Source organism: Streptomyces sp. NPDC045695 (genome assembly GCF_056432025.1).
In genome coordinates, this window is sequence record NZ_JBWKJU010000033.1 from 1 (window position 1) to 19,747 (window position 19,747).

Annotated in this window: 18 protein-coding genes; 7 read left to right on the forward strand and 11 right to left on the reverse strand. The window is 71.2% G+C overall.

The window, feature by feature from the left end:
* Positions 1–532, forward strand: a 532-nt coding sequence (locus AC07DU_RS32415; protein ID WP_479115390.1) for a response regulator, incomplete at its 5' end; no start/stop codon positions are given.
* 230 nt (positions 533–762) lie between these two features.
* A complete protein-coding gene (locus AC07DU_RS32420) occupies positions 763–1,107 on the forward strand; it encodes a peptidase inhibitor family I36 protein (protein WP_453370537.1) in 345 nt (114 codons plus the stop codon).
* Between the two features lie 65 nt (positions 1,108–1,172).
* Here the strand turns inward: AC07DU_RS32420 and AC07DU_RS32425 are convergent, their stop codons facing one another.
* Positions 1,173–1,475 (reverse strand): transglycosylase family protein, encoded by a 303-nt coding sequence (locus tag AC07DU_RS32425; RefSeq protein ID WP_453287730.1) that lies wholly within the window; start codon positions 1,473–1,475, stop codon positions 1,173–1,175.
* 521 nt (positions 1,476–1,996) lie between these two features.
* Between AC07DU_RS32425 and AC07DU_RS32430 the strand changes: the two genes are divergently transcribed.
* Positions 1,997–2,485 (forward strand): hypothetical protein, encoded by a 489-nt coding sequence (locus tag AC07DU_RS32430; RefSeq protein ID WP_479115393.1) that lies wholly within the window; start codon positions 1,997–1,999, stop codon positions 2,483–2,485.
* A gap of 99 nt (positions 2,486–2,584) precedes the next feature.
* A complete protein-coding gene (locus AC07DU_RS32435) occupies positions 2,585–3,118 on the forward strand; it encodes a hypothetical protein (RefSeq protein ID WP_479036635.1) in 534 nt (177 codons plus the stop codon).
* Positions 3,119–3,143: 25 nt separating this feature from the next.
* Here the strand turns inward: AC07DU_RS32435 and AC07DU_RS32440 are convergent, their stop codons facing one another.
* The 6 genes from AC07DU_RS32440 to AC07DU_RS32465 form a co-directional block, all read right to left on the reverse strand.
* The gene (locus AC07DU_RS32440) at positions 3,144–4,409 is read right to left on the reverse strand and encodes an MFS transporter (RefSeq protein ID WP_360899875.1); all 1,266 of its coding nucleotides are present in this window, start codon (positions 4,407–4,409) and stop codon (positions 3,144–3,146) included.
* Positions 4,410–4,451: 42 nt separating this feature from the next.
* Positions 4,452–7,769, reverse strand: coding sequence for an ATP-grasp domain-containing protein (locus AC07DU_RS32445; protein ID WP_479115395.1), 3,318 nt, complete (start codon positions 7,767–7,769; stop codon positions 4,452–4,454).
* A gap of 264 nt (positions 7,770–8,033) precedes the next feature.
* Complete coding sequence (gene ctaC / locus AC07DU_RS32450; protein WP_479036644.1) at positions 8,034–9,008, reverse strand: aa3-type cytochrome oxidase subunit II; 975 nt, start codon at positions 9,006–9,008, stop codon at positions 8,034–8,036.
* Between the two features lie 458 nt (positions 9,009–9,466).
* Positions 9,467–10,768 (reverse strand): acyltransferase family protein, encoded by a 1,302-nt coding sequence (locus AC07DU_RS32455; RefSeq protein WP_479115397.1) that lies wholly within the window; start codon positions 10,766–10,768, stop codon positions 9,467–9,469.
* A gap of 2 nt (positions 10,769–10,770) precedes the next feature.
* The gene (locus AC07DU_RS32460) at positions 10,771–12,846 is read right to left on the reverse strand and encodes a bifunctional polysaccharide deacetylase/glycosyltransferase family 2 protein (protein WP_360899965.1); all 2,076 of its coding nucleotides are present in this window, start codon (positions 12,844–12,846) and stop codon (positions 10,771–10,773) included.
* Between the two features lie 106 nt (positions 12,847–12,952).
* Positions 12,953–13,357, reverse strand: coding sequence for a hypothetical protein (locus tag AC07DU_RS32465; protein WP_479036650.1), 405 nt, complete (start codon positions 13,355–13,357; stop codon positions 12,953–12,955).
* A gap of 360 nt (positions 13,358–13,717) precedes the next feature.
* Here AC07DU_RS32465 and AC07DU_RS32470 point away from each other — a divergent pair, with 360 nt between their 5' ends.
* Complete coding sequence (locus AC07DU_RS32470) at positions 13,718–14,665, forward strand: glycoside hydrolase family 16 protein (RefSeq protein WP_360899890.1); 948 nt, start codon at positions 13,718–13,720, stop codon at positions 14,663–14,665.
* An 89-nt stretch (positions 14,666–14,754) separates the two neighbouring features.
* Here AC07DU_RS32470 and AC07DU_RS32475 read toward each other — a convergent pair whose 3' ends face one another.
* Genes AC07DU_RS32475 through AC07DU_RS32485 form a run of 3 tightly spaced genes read right to left on the reverse strand, consistent with a single transcriptional unit; the run spans position 14,755 to position 16,617 of the window.
* Positions 14,755–15,159, reverse strand: a complete 405-nt coding sequence (locus AC07DU_RS32475; protein ID WP_479115400.1) for a ChaB family protein — start codon at positions 15,157–15,159, stop codon at positions 14,755–14,757.
* Positions 15,160–15,199: 40 nt separating this feature from the next.
* On the reverse strand, positions 15,200–15,661 hold the full coding sequence (locus tag AC07DU_RS32480) for an SRPBCC family protein (RefSeq protein WP_479115402.1): 462 nt from the start codon (positions 15,659–15,661) through the stop codon (positions 15,200–15,202).
* Positions 15,662–15,663: 2 nt separating this feature from the next.
* Positions 15,664–16,617 carry an SDR family oxidoreductase gene (locus AC07DU_RS32485; protein WP_479115404.1) on the reverse strand — a complete coding sequence of 318 codons (954 nt, stop codon included), beginning with the start codon at positions 16,615–16,617 and terminating at the stop codon, positions 15,664–15,666.
* A 186-nt stretch (positions 16,618–16,803) separates the two neighbouring features.
* On the opposite strand from AC07DU_RS32485, the gene AC07DU_RS32490 reads away from it, so the two are divergent.
* Entirely contained in the window at positions 16,804–17,388 is a 585-nt protein-coding gene (locus AC07DU_RS32490; RefSeq protein ID WP_479115406.1) for a DUF6328 family protein, read from the forward strand.
* 24 nt (positions 17,389–17,412) lie between these two features.
* Here AC07DU_RS32490 and AC07DU_RS32495 read toward each other — a convergent pair whose 3' ends face one another.
* Positions 17,413–18,705 (reverse strand): MFS transporter, encoded by a 1,293-nt coding sequence (locus tag AC07DU_RS32495; protein ID WP_479115443.1) that lies wholly within the window; start codon positions 18,703–18,705, stop codon positions 17,413–17,415.
* A gap of 575 nt (positions 18,706–19,280) precedes the next feature.
* On the opposite strand from AC07DU_RS32495, the gene AC07DU_RS32500 reads away from it, so the two are divergent.
* Positions 19,281–19,724 (forward strand): Hsp20/alpha crystallin family protein, encoded by a 444-nt coding sequence (locus AC07DU_RS32500; protein WP_479115408.1) that lies wholly within the window; start codon positions 19,281–19,283, stop codon positions 19,722–19,724.
* The last annotated feature ends 23 nt before the right edge of the window (positions 19,725–19,747 follow it).

Genomic DNA, 19,747 nt, shown 5'->3' on the forward strand with positions numbered 1-19,747 from the left:
ACCGCGGATGGAGATGGGTGAGCTGTGTGATCTCGGGGATCGGTGTTGGTCGCTGAGTACAAAAGAACGGCGCCCCCCTTTCCCCCCCCACCCCCCCCCTCTCCCGGCCCCGGCGCCGGCCCCGGCCCCGGGGCCGCAGGGCATGCCCAAGGTCCTGGTGGTGGACGACCAGCCGAACAACCTGCTCGCGATGACCGCGGTGCTCTCCAACCTCGATCAGGAGCTCGTCGCCGTTTCCTCCGGCCGTGACGCCCTCAAGGCGCTCCTGGACCACGACGACTTCGCGGTCATCATCATGGACGTGCAGATGCCCGGCATGGACGGCTACGAGACCGCGGCGCACATCAAGCGCCGGCCCCGCACCCGCGACGTGCCGATCATCTTCCTCACCGCGATGGGCACCGATCCTGAGCATTCGGCCCGGGGCTACGCGGCCGGAGCGGTCGACTACATCGCCAAGCCCTTCGACCCGTGGGTACTGCGCGCCAAGGTGGCCGTGTTCACGAGCATCTACCTCGAACGGCACCCGTGAGGCCACGCCCGGAGCAGCGGCGCGCGGCCCAACCGGCATCCCCGTGCGGGCGTTCGGGTCCCCGCGCGTGGCCCGGTGACGCCCGCACACCGCCCGCACACCGCCCGCACACCGCCCGCACACCGCCCGTACATCGCCAGGATCACCCGTTCGAGTGCGGCAGACCGTCTTCCCACGGCCCGGCGTGTACGAGGACGATGGGGAGACACGACGCCACGAAGGAGGAGCACATGAGGGCACGTACCGTACGCACTCTGCTCGTTGCCGGGACGGTCGTACTGGCCACGCTCGGCTCTCCCACGGCAGCCCAGGCCCTGCCCGCGTGCCCGCGCAACGCCATCTGTCTGTGGCGCTTCCAGGACGGGACCGGCGAGGTCTACGTGTGGCGCGGCGGTTACGTGGACCTGCCCAGCAGGTTCACGGACCACGTCGGCTCGTTCCGGGCCAACAGGACCGGCGCGTTCATCGACTGGGCCACCGGAAAGGAGTGCCGTCCGGTCCGGGTCGGCGACTACGCCTCCAACTACCAAGGCCGTTTCGGCGGGAAGATCGACGCGGTCGCCACCAGCTGCTGACCATCGGCGCCCCGGGTAGGAACCTGCCCGGCAGGGCGGCCCGGCCGCCCTGTCGGAGCGTGCGCTCAGCGGCGGCGTGCGCAGGTCCAGGCCCCCATGCCCTGGATCTTGGCGAGTCTCCTCGCGGTCGCGATCTGCTCCGACTTCGTGGCGAGGTCGGCGCGTGGTGCGTACTTGCGGCCTCCCGCCGCGTTCCAGCTCGACTGGGTGAACTGCAGTCCGCCGTAATGGCCGTTCCCCGTGTTCGCCCGCCACCTCCCTCCGGATTCACAGCGGGCGATGGCGTCCCAGTCGGGGTTCGGTTTGGAGTGGACGGCGGCGGCATGGGCCCCGGAGACGTCCAACAGTGCCAGGGATGACAACATCATTGCGGCGGCCATCAGTTGGGCGATCTTGCTTCGGCTTCGCCGGTCCTTCGGGTGGCGCGACATCAGTCCTCCTTCGCTGTTGAAGCGGGCTCGCCGCGAACAGCGGGTGGGCCCGCGTACGACCGTCCTCCGGTCGTGGCCACAGCAGAGCACGGACCGACGTCCATCCAGCGGCACTTGCCGTCGGTGAAGGGCTGACGCCACCCGAACGGACGCTCCACAGCCCCTCATAGGGGCCACTGTGACCGTGATGAGGGGACGGTGGTCGCTGTGGCCACTGCCCGCGCGCAAGCGGCTCCGTTCACGCGACCGGCCCGTCGTCGCAGGAGCCGCGACGGCCCGTGGTGCCCGCTCCCCCGGGCCCGCCACGCCAGTGCTGGAGCCGCGCGCCGTCCCGCCCTCCCGCCGTCCCAGGGCGGCCCTGCGCCCCTGGGCGTGCGGAGCCTGCCCGGATGGGGGAAGCTGGGCATGGCCGCAGCGTCGACGGCAGGACGGCGGGACGGACGGGCGAGGAGGGCCACGTGGATGCATCAGGAGACGGCCGGCTCGTTCGTGCGCCCCGATCGGGGGTACGGGCGGCCACCTTGCTGTGTGCGGCGGCGGCACTCGTAGCGACCGCGGTCCCGGCCTCCGGGCAGACGCACCCGGGGGCCGTAGCGGATCCGCCGCCGGATCCGGTCGTGGTCGTCGACTGCTTCTCGCAGGCTCACGCACGTCCCGCGGAATACCTGCTGGCCTGCGGGGACGGAAACAACCGCCTCGTCGGACTCCGCTGGGACACCTGGGGTCCGAAGACCGCGACGGCCACCGGCACCGACATGGTGAACGACTGCCGCCCCTACTGCGCGGCCGGCCGCTTCCGCCCCTACCGGGTGACGGTGACCCTGAGCAGCCCAGAGCCCTGGCCGGGCCATGTAGACGTCCGGCGCTTCACCATGATCCGGCTCCTCTACACGGACACGGCACCGTCCCCGGTCCCGAAGGACGTGACCTACAAGCTCGTCTATTGAATGCACCGCTGCCCATAAGGCACCTTTGGGTGAAGGCCAGTTGAAGGCCGGCCGTTCGACTCAGGGGGATTCATGCGGGCCCGTGCACGCGCACTCTTAGTGACCGTTGGCAGTGCCGTCCTGCTCTCCGGCTGTTCCGGTGAACCCGAAGCCGCCACGCCGAGTCCCAGCCCGAGCGTTTCCCAGAGCCGGACGCCGACCCCGGCCACCTCGCCCGCGCCGACCCCGGCCAGTGCGCTCGTCGTCCTCTGGTACGGGCAGGGCGGCTCGGAGCGGTACAACGAGCTGGTCAGGCAGGCGCGCACATCTCACGGCCTGCACGAGGAGGGCCGCACCGTCTTCGACTTCAAGTACCTCTCCGAGGCACTGCGCACCGCCGAGGCGTACCAGCAGATCCCCGACGCTCCGACCCAGCAGGTGTGGGCGAGCGCGCTGCAGCACATCCGTAGTGGTATGGGGGGCGTCCTGTCCGCATCCTCCCTGGCCGCCTCGCCGCTGCCCGAGGACGAGGCGAGGGCCGCTGCGGCCCTCGGATGGGAGAACATCGGCAAGGGCCTCGGGGAGCTGAAGGACCTCGACACCCGGTTCCGCGCCTTCGGGGTCCTGCCTCTGAAGGATCCGTGGCAGGACTAGGCCGTCTCTTTCGGTGTCTGGTGGCTCAGGCTGGATGATCCACCGGCGTGGGGCTGAGCCGCTTCAAGGCGACGCCCACGACGAGCAGCAGCAGGCAGGTGGCCGCCGCCGCGTGGACGAGGAGCGCGTCGAGGCGGTCCGCCGCGAGGTAGGCACCGACGGCCAGCGCCACCAGCGCGCACACGCCCCGGTCGATGATGGACTCCACCGACAGCAGGGTCGCCCGGTAGGGGGTCGGCGGGATGGCCCCGTTGATCAGGTTGCGTTGCACCGGGTACGCGAGGCCCGCCGCGGCGGCGAACACGCACAGCCACAGGATCGTGCCCAGGCCTCCCGACAGGGTGGTCGCCGCGAGCGTGAGGGCCATGACCACGCTGAGGACGGTCACCACGGTGGTGTCGGAGAGCCTGCCGCGCACCCAGCCGGTTCTGGCCGAACCGACGGCCTCGGCGACCGTCATCGCCGACAGCACCGCACCGTGGTCGGCGACGGGGAGGTCCTTTTCGAGGAGCAGCGGTTGGAAGAGGTTGACCTGGCAGATGCGGGCGAGGGTGAAGACGGCTACGCCCTGGACCATCAGAGGCCCGAGGGACCGCGACGTTCCGAGCACCTTCGCGGCCTGGCGGGCCCCGGCGAGGAACCCGACGCGCTGCAGGGGTGGGTGCGAGCCCCGGCGGGCGGCCAGGACGGCCGGTAGGGCCGGGAGGGCCGCCGCGCAGGCCAGCGAACCGAGCGCGGACAGCGCCGTCAGGACGTAAGGGGCCTCGTGCCGGACGTGCATCAGGACGCCGACCAGGGGCCAGCAGGCGATCTTCGCCCAGAGGCCGAGCGCCCGGGCGGTGCCCTCGGCCTGTACGTAGTGTGCGCCGGCACCGTGCGCGTGCAGGTACTCGTACAGGTAGGCGCTGGACGCCCCGGACACCAGCGAGCGGGCGGCGGCGATGGCGAGGAAGTGCGCCATGAAGCCCACGAAGGACGGCGAGGCGACGGGGAGGAGGTTCGCGGCGGTCATGGCGGCCGCCCCGAGCTGCATGCAGCGGCGCTGTCCGATGCGGTCGGCGATGAAGCCGGTGGGTATCTCCAGCAGGCAGAACGCCACGTAGTAGACGCTCTGGATGCCGAAGATCTGGCTGTCCGACAGGCCTGCCTCCTTCTGGTACTGGTAGAAGACCGGCATCCACCACAGCAGGTTGAACAACAGCTGGAACCCGTTGTTCAGCCGGATCACGCGGAGCGCCGCGGCGGGCGGGCGGACGCGGCGTTTCGCGGGCGTGCGCAGGAAGAGGGGCATGGGCGACCTCGGGTGGGGCGGTACGCGGAACGTACGGACCGGTCAGGCGCTGTACGGGCGCAGCTGGAGGATGTGGAGCGCGCCTCCCGGCCCGAGCAGCCATTCGATGTCCAGCGGGCCCGCGAAGGTGTAGTCCGTGGCGAAATGGGACTGGAGCAGGCGGCCCGCCAGCGCGAGTCGGCCCAGGTGGGCCCGCGTGTCCTGCGGCAGGTCCTCGGTGGCCGCGCCCAGGGAGACCGTGCGGCCGCCGCCCTCGACCGTGTTGTACAGGTACTGCAGGGGCATCGTCCGGCCGTCGACGACATCGGCCGTGGAGCCGTGCGCACAGTTGAGGTACACGTTGCGGAAGTCGGCCCGGTTGGTCGGATTGCAGGTGACCATGACGCCTCCGAGCGGGGACGGCTCGTAGCGCTGGACGATGACCCCCATGTAGGTGTCGTCCAGGGAGATGCCGGCCTGGTGGCGCAGGCGCACACTGCGCGGGGAGAGCAACGAGGCCCATACCCGGCGGATGGCGTCCAGCAGGCCGGGCAGGTCGGTGACCTTGGTGTGGGACTCGTAGATTCCTGCCGCGGAGAAGCCCGGCAGGTCCTCGGCGTTCGAAGAGGACCGCACGGCGAAGCGGCCCGTGCCCGTCAGGTGTTCGACCAGCTGCGTGTCCAGGGCGCGCACCAGGTCCTCGGGCACCGGGAGGGTGCGCACCACGTGCTGCAACTGGAGGCAGAGCGTGTCCACCGCGTCCATGGAGTTCAGCTCCAGGGCCATCTTCAGCTTGCCGATGCTCTGTTGGACGGCCGGCGAGGAGTCCAGGAAGCGCTGTTGGACGGAGAAGGGGACGGCGATGCCCGCGGGCGCCTGGACGTGCCGGGTGAGGAACTCGCTCGCGTACTGGGCGAGATCGCCGTCCTCGGGCATCCCCAGCCGGGCGGCCAGGTGGCCGAGGAGGTCGGCCCGGGGCGGACGGGGCACGCCGTAGTAGCCGGTCAGGCGGCTCGATCCGTGGCGCAGTACGTGGTGCAGTTCCCCGAGGTTGGCGGCTTTGGTGCCGTAGCGGTTGCGGTCACCCGCCCGTAACGCGGACAGCGGTACGAGCGGTACGTCCGTCACGTGCGGGGTGTCGAGGCGGACCCGCTGCGTGTGCCACGTCGGTTCGGCGAGGTCCGGCGGCTGCGGCGCGGGCTCGATGACGTACCCGTCGGCGGTGACCTCGTAGCGGACCCAGGCACCGTCCAGCTTCTCGTGGGCGATCGTGTCGAGGACTCCGCGGACGATGGCGTTGGGGATGCCCCAGCCGGCCGCCAGCATGTTGGTGTGCGAGAGCGGAGTGGTGGGCTGAGAGTTGATCAGACCGGCGAGCCGGGGGATGTCGTCGGGGACCACCGGCATGGCGACGATGTCGTACCAGGTCAGGTCCGCGCGGGCGGCGAGGTACTCCTCGCGCGAGGCGAAGGCGCGGAGCCGGCCGGTGGCCGAGGCGAGCGTCAGCGGCACGAAGGGCGTGGTCGCCAGGAGCGCGTGGCCGCGTGCCCGGGGCACCACGGTCTCCGGGACGGCGGCGAGGGCGCTCTCCTGCGCGTGGTTGGCCGGCTTCACCAGCAGCTCCAGCGCGGGATCGAGGTGAGCCCGTACGAAGGCGTGGAATTCGGTCAGCAGGTCCGCGCCCATGGTGTCGGCCTCGGTGGTCTCCAGGACCATGAACGGCTCGTCCCGCTCGGGACCGCCCCGGGAGTGGAGCGACAGGACGCCGAGGAGGAAGCGCCGTGCGGGGTCCTGGTAGACGTCGTGGTTGAAGCGGTCGAGTTCGGCGTCGAGCTGGTCGAGGCTCAGCCCCTGGATCTCGGCGGCTATGTAGTTGACGTGGAAGGAGTGCACGGAGCTGTCGAGGACGTGCCAGCGGCCTTGGTCACGGTCCACGACGACCTTCACGTACGGGTGTCCGCCCAGCATCCCGGCTAACTGTTCGAAGAGGGGCAGGGTGAGCAGGGTGTCCACGGCGGCGCCCCGGGGGGCCGGCGCGGCGGTGAGGGCGTGCGGCAGCGCCGCGATGATGCGGCCGCAGTCGGCCAGCAGCTGCGGCCCGGACTCGGCGGTGAGGAAGCACAGCGCCGCCATGGAATTGGCTCCTCCCGCCTCCTCGTACGGCGGGATCGGGCTGCCCGGCGCCAGGCTGTGCTCGCGCACCAGTTCTACCCGGGATCCCGGTGCGACCAGGGCGGGCCAGTCGACGGCGTCGAAGTCCCAGGCCGGCCGTTCGGTCCAGGGCCGGCCCTCGGGGTCGGCGGCGAGGATGACGAGGGATCCGGCGGCGCCCTTGCCCTCGGTCAGCATCCTCTCCGGGTAGTCGACCTCCCGGCCGAGCAGCTGGCGCACCAGCATGCCGATCATGTCGAGCCCGAAGACGGTCTCCACTTGCCGGGTGGTCATCACCCCACCGAAGCGGGCCGCCGTCTCGATCAGCCACATGGCTCCGGCCGCGCCGAGTTTGATCTCGGTGTGGGTGGCGCAGGTGGCGAGTCCGAGCGCGTCGACGGCGGCGCGCGACACCTCCTCGATCCTGTGCTGGAGGGCGGTCGGGAGGGCGGCCGGAGCCAGGCTCGCCCGCTCGGTGAAGGGCGCGATCGTCGGCATCCGCCCGGTGATGCACAGCGGGTGGTAGTGGCCGTCGGCGACGATCCCCTCCACGCTGGCGTAGTCGCCCCACCCGTCCCCGTCGAACCAGTCGGAGGCCTCTCCGGTCACGATCTCCTCCAGCAGGAAATCGCTGACGCCCTCGTCCGCGGCGTGCAGTTCCGCGTAGCCCTGCGCGGAGGAGGCTTCCATGACGCGGCGTCCGGTCTTCCAGGCCGCCGCGGCCTGCTGCTCGTTCCACACCGTGAGGTGAGCCGTGGAGCCGGCGCTCCAGGCGGCCTTCAGGAGGAGCGGCGGCGTCAGGGTTTCGAAGGCGGCCTTGATGTCCTGCGGAGCGTGGACCTCCGCGAACCCCGGTACGGGCAGCCCGGCGTCACGCCAGATCCGGCGCATCAGACGCTTGTCCCGGGCCCCCGCGACCCGCTCGCCGGCACCGCGGAGCCCCAGCCGCAGGCTCGCGTGGGCGACGGCCACCACCGCGTACTCCGACAGGGTCAGCACCGCCTCGGCGCCGACGCGGCGGGCGTGGGAACAGATCAGATCGACCAGTTCCGCCCCCTCGCCCGGCGGGGCCGTGGTGACCGACGCGCATTCGGGCCGCCACACCGATTCGGTGGTCCGGGGCAACGGCGCGAGCGCCAGGACGTGCACGGCGGCGTGGGCGGCGATGCGCGGGACGGCGTACTCCAGGGGAGGGCCGCCCTTGGCGTAGACGAACAGGATCGGGGTCATGGTGCTCCTGGGGTCGAGGAGACGCGGCGCGCTGCGACGCGTCCCGGCGGACGATCCGTACGCGGTGGAGCCGCGTACGGACCAGGGCTGACTGGACCACGACGGAAAACTGTGGGCGTACGTACGGATGTACGCCTACTCGGTTACGCGTTCGCCAAACAACTGCGCTCGCCCAGGGGGCCGGCATGAGGGTGTTTCAGCCACCCGGGCGGGGAGCCCGGGGATCGGCCGCCCCGGGGACCGGGGCACGGACCGCGAGGGGGGTCACAGCTTGCGTGGTTCGGAGTTCCTGGCCGGGTCCGTGATGGTGGTGCCCGCGGGGACGAAACCGCGCTGGCCCTTGGCGGCCAGGTCCTTCAGGTGCTGCCGGTAGCGCTCGGGTGAGACGACCTTGGCGTTGAAGAGCATCCGGGAGTGGTCGACGCCGCAGAGCTCGGCGCACTTGCCCCGGAACGTGCCCTCCTGGCTGGGCGTCACCTCGAAGACGTTGACGTTGTGGCCGGGGAAGACGTCCTGCTTCATCAGGAACGGCAACACCCAGAAGGAATGGATCACGTCTTTGGACGTCAGGATGAACCGGACCTTCTCGCCCTTGGGCAGCCACAGCGTAGGGCCGGGGTTGCCGGTCTGCGGGTTGCGCGTGCCGGGGACTCCCACGTCGTAGACGCCCTCGGCACCCGCCGGGAAGGCCTCGATGAGCCTGTCCGGAACGATCTGGAGGTCCCGTTCGGCCTTCGCGTCACCGGTGTCGGCCTTGCCGTCCACGTCCTCGATGTAGTTGAAGCCCCAGCTCCACTGGAATCCGACCACGTTGATGGTGTGGGAGGGCTTCTTGGTGAGCGCGAGGAGCTGGGCCTCGTCACGGGCGGTGAAGTAGAAGAGGACCGAGACGATGATCAGCGGGACCACCGTGTACAGCGCCTCGATGGGCATGTTGTACCGGGTCTGCGGGGGAATCTCGACCTTCGTCCTGGTGCGCCGGTGGAAGACGACCGCCCAGATGATCAGACCCCACACCAGCAGTCCGACGACGAGCGCGGCCGCCCACGAGCCCTGCCAGAGGGAGAGGATCCTCGGCGCCTCTTCGGTGGCGGGGGTCGGCATGCCCAGACGGGGGAAGTCCTGCCAGTTGTACTCGCAACCGGACGTCGTCGCCAGGAGCAGGACCGCGGTCGGCCCACGCAGCGGCCTGCGCCGCTTGGGCCCCTGCGGGGAGCTGTCACAGCCGTTGAGATTCACGTAGCGCCTTCCCGGGATGCTGCCGGCAGATCCGAGGCCGACGGCGACCGGCCTCCCGCGCGGTCGCCGACCCGACGCCGACAGGACGTGCAGATCTTTATGCCGACAAAACACTACTGATCAGGGCCTGGCGACGCGTCCAACGCGCCGACGCCGTACGGGACGTTCCCGGCAGCGGGTCCCAAGCAGCGCGGGGCAGTCGGGAGAGAGCCGTCGCGGGCAGTCAATGCTGGTCAGGGCCCCTGCTGCTGCGCCGTCGACACCCTGGCGGTGCGACCGCGAGGGCTGGCGGCCCAGCCCGGCACCGCCGCGCGCCGTCAGTCTGGCGGCCGCCATTGCCCGCGTCCGGGTGACGGCTGTTCGGCTCACCTCCCTGCGGCCAGCCCGGCAGATCCTGATGGATCAAGGACGAGCTCGGGCGGATCGACGCGCCGACGCCGTACGCGATCGGCGTTCCCTCAGTCGGCGCGGCGCCTGCCCCGTTGGCGGCGCGGGTACGGGAAGAGCCGCGGGGAGCGCTTGGCGGCCACGTCTTCGACCCAGCCGAAGGTCAGGACCAGCAGGCCGAGCAGCGGGATCGCCACCAGCAGCGTGAACCACGGGCTCATCAGCAGCCACTGGAGGTGCTGGTAGAAGAAGCGGACGCTCCAGAGCGGGTCGATCAGCGGGACGGCGACGACCAGCGCGACCTCGTGCCAGAGGTAGACGCTGACAGCGCGTGCGTTGAGCAGGCTGACCAGGCCGTTCCAGCGTTCCAGCGGTCTGGGCCACTGCTCCCATGACGGGCTGACGTGGAGCAGGATGGCCACGAAGCCGAGGGACCACAGGGCCTGGGCGATGGGCCAGGACTCGATGTCGGTGGGTTCGCTCGGATTGACCGGGCGCGTCTGCAGGTACCAGAGGCCGGCCACCATGATCAGCGGAGCGATGGACGGCACCACGTACTGGGGGATCTTCTTGAGCAGTCCCTCCTGGTGGGCCATGCCGAGGATCCAGCAGGATCCGAACATGGTGAAGTCGTTGGCGGTCTCCCAGACCCGGCTGTAGATGAACTCCTGGTCGGCGAAGAAGGTGTTCATGACGATCGACAGCGCCAGCGGAGTGAACAGCGTCACCACGGGAAAGCGTCGCAGTGCCCGCAGCATCAGCGGGGAGAGCAGGACGTACCACAGGTACGCCCGGAGGTACCACAGCGGGACGATGATCTGCGCGGCCCAGGTGGCTTCCACATGCTGGAAGCCCGCCAGGCTGTCCGCGTACGGCGGAGTGCTCAGCGGCAGGATCCAGAACGCCAGCTTGGACCACCACCAGGTGGCGTGGCCGTCGGACTGGGGGCCCCAGCCGTCGAGGATCTCAAGGGTGATCATGACCGCGCCGAACAGCCACATGGGCGGCAGGAGCCGGCGCAGACGGCCGCGGATCACGCCGAGCGCGGGACGGCTGAGCGAGCGGGTCATCAGCGAGCCGGCCAGCGCGAACATCACGCCCATCGACGGGAAGACCAGCGGCAGCCAGAACCAGCCCATGTTGTGGTAGAGCACCACGCGCACCAGCGCCAGCGCGCGCAGCAGGTCGAGATAGCGGTCCCGGCCGCCCTTGCGCAGGGGTTCCGCCTCCCGCTCCGGCTCCTGTCCCGGCTCCGGCTCCTGGCCCCACTGCGGCTCCGGCTTCCGCTCCGGCTCCGGCCCCGGTCGCAGAGCGGCGGGGATGCTGAGCTTGAGGGTGTCCTGGGTACGCCCGAACTCGATGGGTGCGGTCATGGTCAGGCCTCCACGGGTGCAGCGACTTCGCCGGTACGGCGGAGCTTCTGCCAACGCAGTCGGCCACCGGTCATCGCCGTGATCGCGGACTGCAACAGGACGATGTACATCAGCTGCCGGTACACCACTTGCTGGATCGGCAGGCTGATCAGGTGCCAGGGCTTCTCATGGTCGAGCCGGAAGGCGTACCAGGACAGTGCGCCCTGGAGCAGGATGAAGCCTCCCCAGCTGGTGAGGGTGAGCGTGGCGTCCGCGAACAGCACGCCGTACAGCAGGAATATGTCGACCAGTGGCGCCAGCAGCGGGGCGACCACGCCGAACAGCACGATGAGCGGCAGCCCGACCCGGCCGAAGCGCCCGGCGGGCCCCCGGGCGGTCACGGCGCGGCGGTGCTTCCACATCGCCTGCATGCTGCCGTAGCTCCAGCGGTACCGCTGGGACCAGAGCTGCTGGAGGCTCGCCGGAGCCTCGGTCCAGGCGCGGGCGCGCTCGGCGTAGACGATCCGCCAGCCGTCGCAGAGCACCGCGATGGTGATGTCGGTGTCCTCGGCGAGGGTGTCGTCGCTCATCCCGCCCGCCTGCCGCACGGCCTCCTTGCGGAAGGCGCCGACCGCGCCGGGAATGGTCGGGATGACATTGAGCATGTCGTACATCCGGCGGTCCAGATTGTGTCCGAGGACGTACTCGATGTGCTGCCAGGCGCCGATCAGGCTCTCGCGGTTGCCGACCTTCGCGTTGCCCGCGACCGCACCGATCGCCGGGTCGCCGAAGGGCTGGACCAGCTCGCGCACGGTGGACGACTCGAAGACGGTGTCGCCGTCCATCATCACGATGATGTCGTGCGAGGCCGCCGCGATGCCGGTGTTGAGTGCGGTGGACTTGCCGCCGTTGGGCTGGCGGATCAGCCGGACGAACGGCAGGTCCATCTCCTCGACGATGTCCGCCGTGCCGTCCGTGGAGCCGTCGTCGATGACGATCACCTCGATGGGATGGTCACTGGCGGCCAGGGATATGAGGGTGTTGGCTATGCATTCGCGCTCGTTGTAGGCCGGGACGAGGACGGTGACCGGCTCGGTGACGGGCGGCCCCCAGGCGTCCAGCCTCTTGGAGCGGCGGGCGTGGATCGGTGCGAGCACGAGCATCAGCGCGAAGCGGCCGAAGTTGAGGAAGCCGACGAGGGCCAGCAGCCCGACCAGCACCGGCAGGGTGAGTACGGCGGCCTGGCTGGCCGCGATGAACCCCTTGCCCGCCCACAGCTGGAAACCGTGCACCGGCACGGTGGCGTTGGAGGCGCCGAGGGCCTCGGAGATGGTGGTGAAGCGGTAGCCCTCACCCTTCAGCTTGACGATGATCTGTTCGAGCGCGGCGATCGTCTGGGTCCGGTCCCCACCCGCGTCGTGCAGCAGGATCAGCTCGCCCGCGCCGGGCTTGGACGGCATGGCCGCCTTGACGATCGCATCGACGCCGGGCCGCTTCCAGTCGTCGGTGTCGCGGTCGATGAACGCGGTGAGATAGCCGCGCGCGCCCACGTACTTGATCACCGGGTAGTTCCAGTCGTCCAGCGCCGATGCGTCGGAGGAGTAGGGCGGGCGGAACAAGGCGCTGTGGACGCCGGCGACGCCGGCCAGCGCCAGCTGGGTCTGCGCCAGCTCCCAGCTGACCCGGGCGTGGGACTGGTACACCAGATCGGGGTGGGTGAAGGTGTGCACGCCGAGTTCGTGGCCGCCCGCGACGATCTGCCGGATGAGCTCCGGGTGGCGCGTGGTCATGGCGCCGGTCACGAAGAAGTCCGCACGGACGTCGTGGGCGGCGAGCAGCTCCAGGATCTTCGGGGTCCACGCCGGTGAGGGACCGTCGTCGAAGCTCAGCACCACGGTGCGGTCGGGGATGTGGTAGCTCACGGGGTGCGCGTTCTTGGCGCCGCGCGCGTCGATGACCGGGCCGCCCTTGAGCAGGTTGTCCGGCACGGTCGTCTTGTCGACCGAGATCGCGATCCGGTCGTCGTGGAACACCTCGTTGGTGGCGAGGCCGCGCAGGACGATGAGCGCGAGCAGGCAGGCCAGCAGGGACAGCGGCATGAAGAAGCGCAGTGGCGGCGCGGCCAGTCGGCGCGGCCTCAGCAGGGACTGACGGCGGCGCTGGTGGCGGGACAATGGCGCTCCTGGAGATGGGTGGTGCGAACGATCAGGGGTGCTTGGCCGGCTGGCCCGAGGGCTTCGCCTTGGCCGCGCGCGACGCGGTGGTCGTGGGCTTCGGTGTGGCGGCCGGGGTTTTCGTCTGCGGTGTCGCGGACCGCGTGGCCGTCCGGGGTGGGGACGACGACGAGGACGACGAGCGGGACGCGGTGGGCGATACCGAGGCCACGGGTGAGGGCGAGGGGGCGGCCGATCGCGAGGGTTGCGCCGGTACGCCCATCGCCGGGGCGTCCGCCTGCACACCGATCAGGCTGCTGCCCATGGCGACCGCGAGGGTCGCGCCGACCACGGAGACCGGCCAGCCGAGGCCCCGCAGCAGACGGCCGCGCAGACCCGACTGGTCGACGAACACCGGGGAGGGAAGGGCGGACTCCTCAAAGCTCGACTCGTACATGTCAGGCTCTGGGTGCGCCGACCCGCGTTCCATGGAAGTGATGACTGGGCGCACCGTGCGAGGCCTTTCAGTGCCGGATCCGCAGACCCGGGAGCGTAGGGCGAACGCTAGCGGACTGGCTTGAAACCAATCCGCTCGATGTGTGCATTTGATCCGATGTACGGAGGTGATGTGATCGGATTGAAATGCCAATCGGCACGTACCAACCAGTAGGCGGTCCCCGCATGCCCGCCCGGAGCCGCACCCTGCCCGGGGTGGTAGCTTGCACGCCTCATGAAGATGACCACCTCATGTGATCAGCCACTGATCTCATGTACAAGGGTGTGTCCTGAAACCACCTCTACCGCCCAAGGAGCCCGTGTGAGCCAGCCCCGCCGCACCTCTCGTCGCCGCGCGTGGACCGTGCTCACGCTGCCCGCCCTCCTGTGCGTACTCGCCGCGTGCTCGGGCGGCCCGGCATCCGGCCACGGCGACGATGGCGCCGGGCCCGGGCGGAAGGCCTCGCCGACCCCGTCCGGACCGCCGGGAACCCTGTTCGACGGCTTCCACTACAGCGGCCCCGACGATCCCGCGCTCAGCGCCCACGGCTGGCAGGTCCGTACCGACGGGGGCGGCCCGGGGATCAAGGACACCTGGTCCACCGCGGGCGCCGGCTTCCCCTCCGACCCGACCGCCCAGGGTGGCAGGGCCATGCAGTTGCAGTCCTCCACCGACGGCACCAAGCAGGGCACCAAGCAGGTGGAGGTGCAGACCACCGGCACCAACCTCTTCACGGGGACCTTCGCCGCCCGGGTCCAGTTCAGCGACAAGCCCGCGAGCGGCCGCAACGGCGACCACGTCGTCCAGACCTTCTTCCCGATCTCCCCCTCGGACGCCTCGGCCAACTACAGCGAGCTCGACTTCGAGTACCTGCCGAACGGCGGCTGGGGTTCGGTGGGTCCGCGACTCGACAACGTCAGCTGGTACAAGGCCGACCCGCCGGACCGGGTCAACCAGACGCTCAAGCAGCGCCTTGAGGGGTGGCACCTCCTGATGATCACCGCCGTGAACGGCAAGGTCACCTATGCCCTCGACGGCAAGGAGCTGTTCACCAGCTCCGGCAAGTACGTCCCGCGCGAGAAGATGGACATCCACTTCAGCAACTGGTTCATCGACCTTCCCTTCACCGGTGGTCCGCGCACCTGGGACATGAAGGTCAACTGGGTCTACTACAAGGCCGACGAGGCCGTTTCCCAGGCGGACGTCCAGAAGACGGTGGACGGCTTCTACGGCGCCGGCACCCACTATGTCAACACCGTGCCCAAGTAGCCCTGACGCGGGCCCGCGCCCCGCGCCGACGGCGCTGGGCGGGGCTGGGCGGGGCTGGGCGGGGCGGGGCTGGGCGGGGCTCGCCGGGCCTACCGGGAACGGGCTTCGCGCGTCCTGGAACGGTTCTCCTTGCGGATCGCTTCCACCAGTTCCGACCGGCTCATGCGCGACCGTCCGCCGATGTGCAGCCGCCGGGCCAGCTCGTACAGGTGCTGCTTGCTGGCGTTCTCGTCGACGCCTTCACCGCTCGGGGCCGACGTGTCCCCCCGCGTCGCGGCGCGCGGGTCGGAGGGGCCCATGCGGCCGTGTTCCTTCCGCTCCCAGTGGTCGGCGACCTTCTCGTACTTGTGCTTGAGGGCGCTGAAGGCCACCCGATGGGCCCGCTCGCCCTCCCCGTACTGCTCCACGGCCGAGTCGTGGGCCTTGATCCAGGTGTTCTGCGCGTCCGTGGGTGAGCGCTCCAGCGTCGAGGGGAGTTCTTCGCGTCCAGGCATGATCCACCTTCCAACGTTCGTGAGAGGGGAACTCGCCTCGTCAGCGGGCAGGTTCCTTCTCGCTGACGCCGACCGACTCCTCCACGACCTTCGCGAGCCGCCCGAGCATGTCGCGGTGACGCAGCTGGATCAGTGCGTCGAGCGCCGCGTTGTGAAGGGCGCCGACGATTCCCCGCAGCGGGTGCTCGTCCAGGATGACCAGGGACTCCTCGCCCCAGGGACGGATCTCGATCGCCACGCGGGCCGTCCCGACGGGGCCGCTGTCCACTTCCAGTTCGAGTTCGTCGGGAGGGTTCACCCGCCGGACGACGGTGCTGCCCGAAGCCGTCCACGGTCCGATCCGGACGGTGTACTCGATGGCGGAGCCGAGCTCGGGCCACAGGCCGCGGGCCACGCGTGCGTCGCTGGTGCCGACCACCCATGCGTCGTAGCGCGAGCCGTCGGCGAGCACGGCCCAGACCTCGCGCGGTGCGGCGTGGATCAGATGGTGTCGTACGGCCATGGTCACTCCTCGGGGCGGAGGTACGGGTTCTGGTCCGGCGGGCCCGTCCGAGCGCTCCGTGCAGCCGCAGCCGCTTCGCCGCCGGGCCCGACGAGGCCGGTGGGCGGCAGCGGGCCGTCCCGGCGCGCGAGCACCCGCCGGGAGCGGTGCGCGACGATCGACGGCAAGCAGGCACGCGCCGCCTGGGCGCCGCGCAACCAGGCCGGTGCGTACACGCGGCCCGACCGGCGTTCGATGCCGCGGACCATGGCGCCGACGAACGGGGCGGTGCCGTGGACGACCGAGGCCGGCCAGGGCATGTGGGTCCTCAGCTCGTGGAAGACCGCGGTCCTGTCGCCTTCGCGGATCATGTCGGTGTCGGCCCAGCTGAGGTAGGCGACGCCGACGGCGACGCCCCGGTGTCCGACCTCGGCGCGCAGCGCCTGCGCGAAGGCCTCGGCCCCGGCCTTCGAGGCGCAGTACGCCGTGAGGAGGGGCGCGGGGGCCAGGGCCGCGAGGGAGGCCACCTGGAGGTAGTAGCCGCGGGTGCGCAGCAGATGGGGCAGGAAGCAGCGGGCGGTGAGGGCGCTGCCGACGATGTTGACGTCGATCACCCTCCGCCAGTCCCGGGGGTCGCACTCCAGCAGCGGGCCTCCGAGGGCCACGCCGGCGTTGGCGACGACCACGGAGGCCTCGCCCAGGGTGCCCCGCACGGCTTCGGCGGTCGCCGAGAGCGCGTCCGCGTCGGTCACGTCGGCGTGCCAGTGGGCCGCCGGGCCGGGCAGATCCGCGGCCAGCCGGGCCAGCCGCTCCTCTTCCAGTCCGATCAGGGCGACCCGGGCGCCGCGCCGGGACAGCCCGTACGCCAAGCCCTCGCCGAGCCCGCGGGCCGGGCCGGTCACCACCGCGACGCGGCCCTGCAAGGGGCAGGAGCCGTCCGTCCGGTACCGGGGGCCGCGGGCTGTCACGGCAGGCATCTGCCCGTCGGGCCTGCTCGTACACCCGGGTGCCTTGAGCGAGTCCCGGGCCACTGCGCGAGGGGGCGTGCCGACGGCCGGGCCGGGGTAGACGGCTGGGTGAGGTGGTGGGGCCGCGACGCCGGATCCCAGGAGGTGGCCGATCATGGTCTTGGACCTGCATGCTTCTTCGCACGGAGGTGCGCCGTGATCGCCCGGGCGGCGAACGTGGGGCAGCGTCAGGAGACCTGCGACGAACGCGCCGACCGTCTCTGGCTGGAACTCATGCACGAGCTACGGGTGGTGCTCACCGCCGTCCAGCTGCTCCTGGCCTTCCTCCTCGCGGTGGCGTTCACACCGGCCTACGGTCAGCTGCGCCACACCGACCGGGCGCTCTACCTCGTGTGCGTACTGTGCGGGGTCGGCGCGATGGCGGCGCTGACGGGGCCGGTGGCCCTGCACCGGCTCGTGACCGGCCTCAGGCTCAAGACCGAGATGGTCGCGTGGGCGTCCCGCCTCGTCGCCGTCGGCATGACCTTGCTGCTCGCGATGACGTCCTTCGGCCTGCTGGTGGTGCTCCGCCAGATCACCAGCCCCGGCGCCGCCCTCCTGCTGGACACCGCCCTCGCGCTGTGGTGCGCCGCGTGCTGGCTCGTCCCGGCGTCCCTCCTGCGCCGCCGCCGGAGCCGGACCGGCCCCGTCCAGCGGCCGCCCACCGCCGCACCGGCAGTTCCCGTACGCGAGCCCGGGCACCCCGGGCACCGCGCGGGGCATCAGGCGCCGGTCAGCTGAGCAGGTCGCCTGGCTGAAGCAGCCTTAAGCCGCAGTGCTCAGGCCCGGGCGCAGCGCCGACGGGCTTCCCTCGGCCAGGTAGCGCACCTGGACGGTGGTACGGCGACGGCGCAGCAGGAAGCCGGAACCGATCGCGGCGGCGGTGGCGATGCCGCCGATGACCAGGGCTCCCCGTACGCCGGCCGTTTCCATGAGCAGGCCCAGCAGCGGCGGCGCGGCCAGGCTCCACACCGTGCGTACGGTGCTCCACACGCCCAGGACCCGGCCGCGCAGGTGCGCGGGCGGATCGGTCTGCAGCACGGTGGTCCCGGCGGTCTCGGATACGGACTCGACGACCGCCATCGGCAGGACGAGCACCAGCAGTACGACGAGGGAGGGGGACAGTCCGGCCGTCACCTGCAGGAGGCCGCCGGCGGCGGCGAGCACGCCGACCATCCGCACGGTGGGCTTGCGCAGCCGGGCTCCCAGCACCGCGCCGACGATGCCTCCCGCCGCCAGGACGGTGGAGACCGTGCCGAAAGCGGCGGCGTCGCCCGCGAGGGGGCCGGTGACCAGCACTGCCAGGGTGAGCCCGTAGTTGCGCCCGAAGAGGGCGCTGACCGCGCTGATGGCGGCGAGCGCCACCAGGCGCGGACGGCTCAGGAAGAAGGCGAGCCCCTGGCGGGCGGTCATCGCACCGCCGGGTGCGTCGCCCTGGCCCGCCGCCCCCTTCTCCAGGGGTTCGGCCGCCGGCGTGGTGTCGCGTCCGTCCCGCGCGGCGCCCCAGGCCCGCCCGGCGGGCTTGAGGAACGGGATCACCGCGGCGACGAAGAGGAAGGAGACGCCGTTGCCCGCGTAGGCGGCCGCCGTACCGAGGAAGGCGACCGTCACGCCGCCGAGGGCGGCTCCCGCGAGGCGGCCCGCGTTGTGGACCAGCGAGCCCACGCCGATGGCGGAGGGTACGTCCTCGGGACGGACGAGGTCATTGCCCAGCAGGGCGCAGGCGGGGCCGTCGACCGTGGCGATCAGTCCCGTGACGGCGGCCAGCGCCATCAGCACCCCGAGGTTGAGGTGGCCGAGTGCCACGAGGACGGCGGTGACGAAGGCGACGGCTCCCAGCAGCGCCTGGCTCACCGTCGCGGTCAGCTTCAGGGGCCACCGGTCCACCGCGGCGCCGCCCATGAGCCCCATCAGCAGACCGGGGGCCGCCTGGACGGAGAGGGACAGCCCCGTCGCGGCGGCGGAGCCGGTGATCTGCAGCACGAGCAGGTTCTGCACCGTGAGCTGCATCCACGTGCCCGCGTTGGAGACGAAGTGGGCCACGGACCACCAGCGCATGCTGCGGTAGCGCAGGGAGCGCCAGGGCGAGCGGTCGGGGGCGGCGGAAGGCGGCGAGACGGCAGGGGAGGGCGACGAGGAAGACACAGTGGGGTACCTGAAAGAGCGCAGGGCTCGGCTGTTCGCGAGGGCGGAACCGGGGGACGGGACGACCGCCATGCTCCGGCGTGCCTACCGCGGGGCGGTGGGGGCGGCTGGCGGAACTCGGCTCGGAGAGGTCTCCGTCCCGCCGATCCATCGTGGCAGACGCTGCTTCCAGCCGACGGCAGGAACCCGTACGGCATACGGTCCACAGCGCCCAATGGGACTGGACTCTGGGGGTGTTGGCGCTCCGCGTGGGTTTGCTCACAGGAACCGGGCCCCGGCCTCGCGGTGACCGCGGTCACCCCGGGTCGGGGAGCGCGCCGCACGCGCCGTGGATGCCGCGCGGGCCGACGCCCCCCTCCCGGCGGGGGCATGTCCTCAGCGTGCTTGAGCGTCGCAGCCGTGGGAAGACGCCCCGGCAGCAGCACAGTGGCTTCATGCACCGCTCGGCGCAGGACGTGCGCCGAGCGTGACGAGCAGCGGAGATCACCATGAACCTTCCATCCTTTGACTCACGGCACAGCGACGCGGCGTTGTGGGGGCGCCGCCGCGGTGGTCTGGACCCCTGGCACGATTTCGAGAGGGTGCAGGGCCAGATGGGCCGCCTGCTGGAACAGGTCGCCTCCTCCCCCGGCACCGTCCCGTCCTCGGCGCCCGAGGTCCAGGAGGAGGAGACCGGCGGGTCGTACGTGGTGAAGGTCCGGCTGCCCGGCGTGAGCCGCGAGGACATCGTGATGGAACTGGACGGACAGGACCTGCACATCACCGCCGACGCCTACGGCAGCCCCATGGGCGGGATGCGTACCCGCCGGCGGAGGCGGTTCGCCCACGACAGCACCCTGCCGGACGGGGTGGACGGCGAAAGGGCCCGGGCGAGCTTCCACGAGGGCGTCCTGACCGTACGGATCCCCAGAGCGGCCGAGGCCGCCGCCTGAGCTCATAACCACCGCCTGGCCCG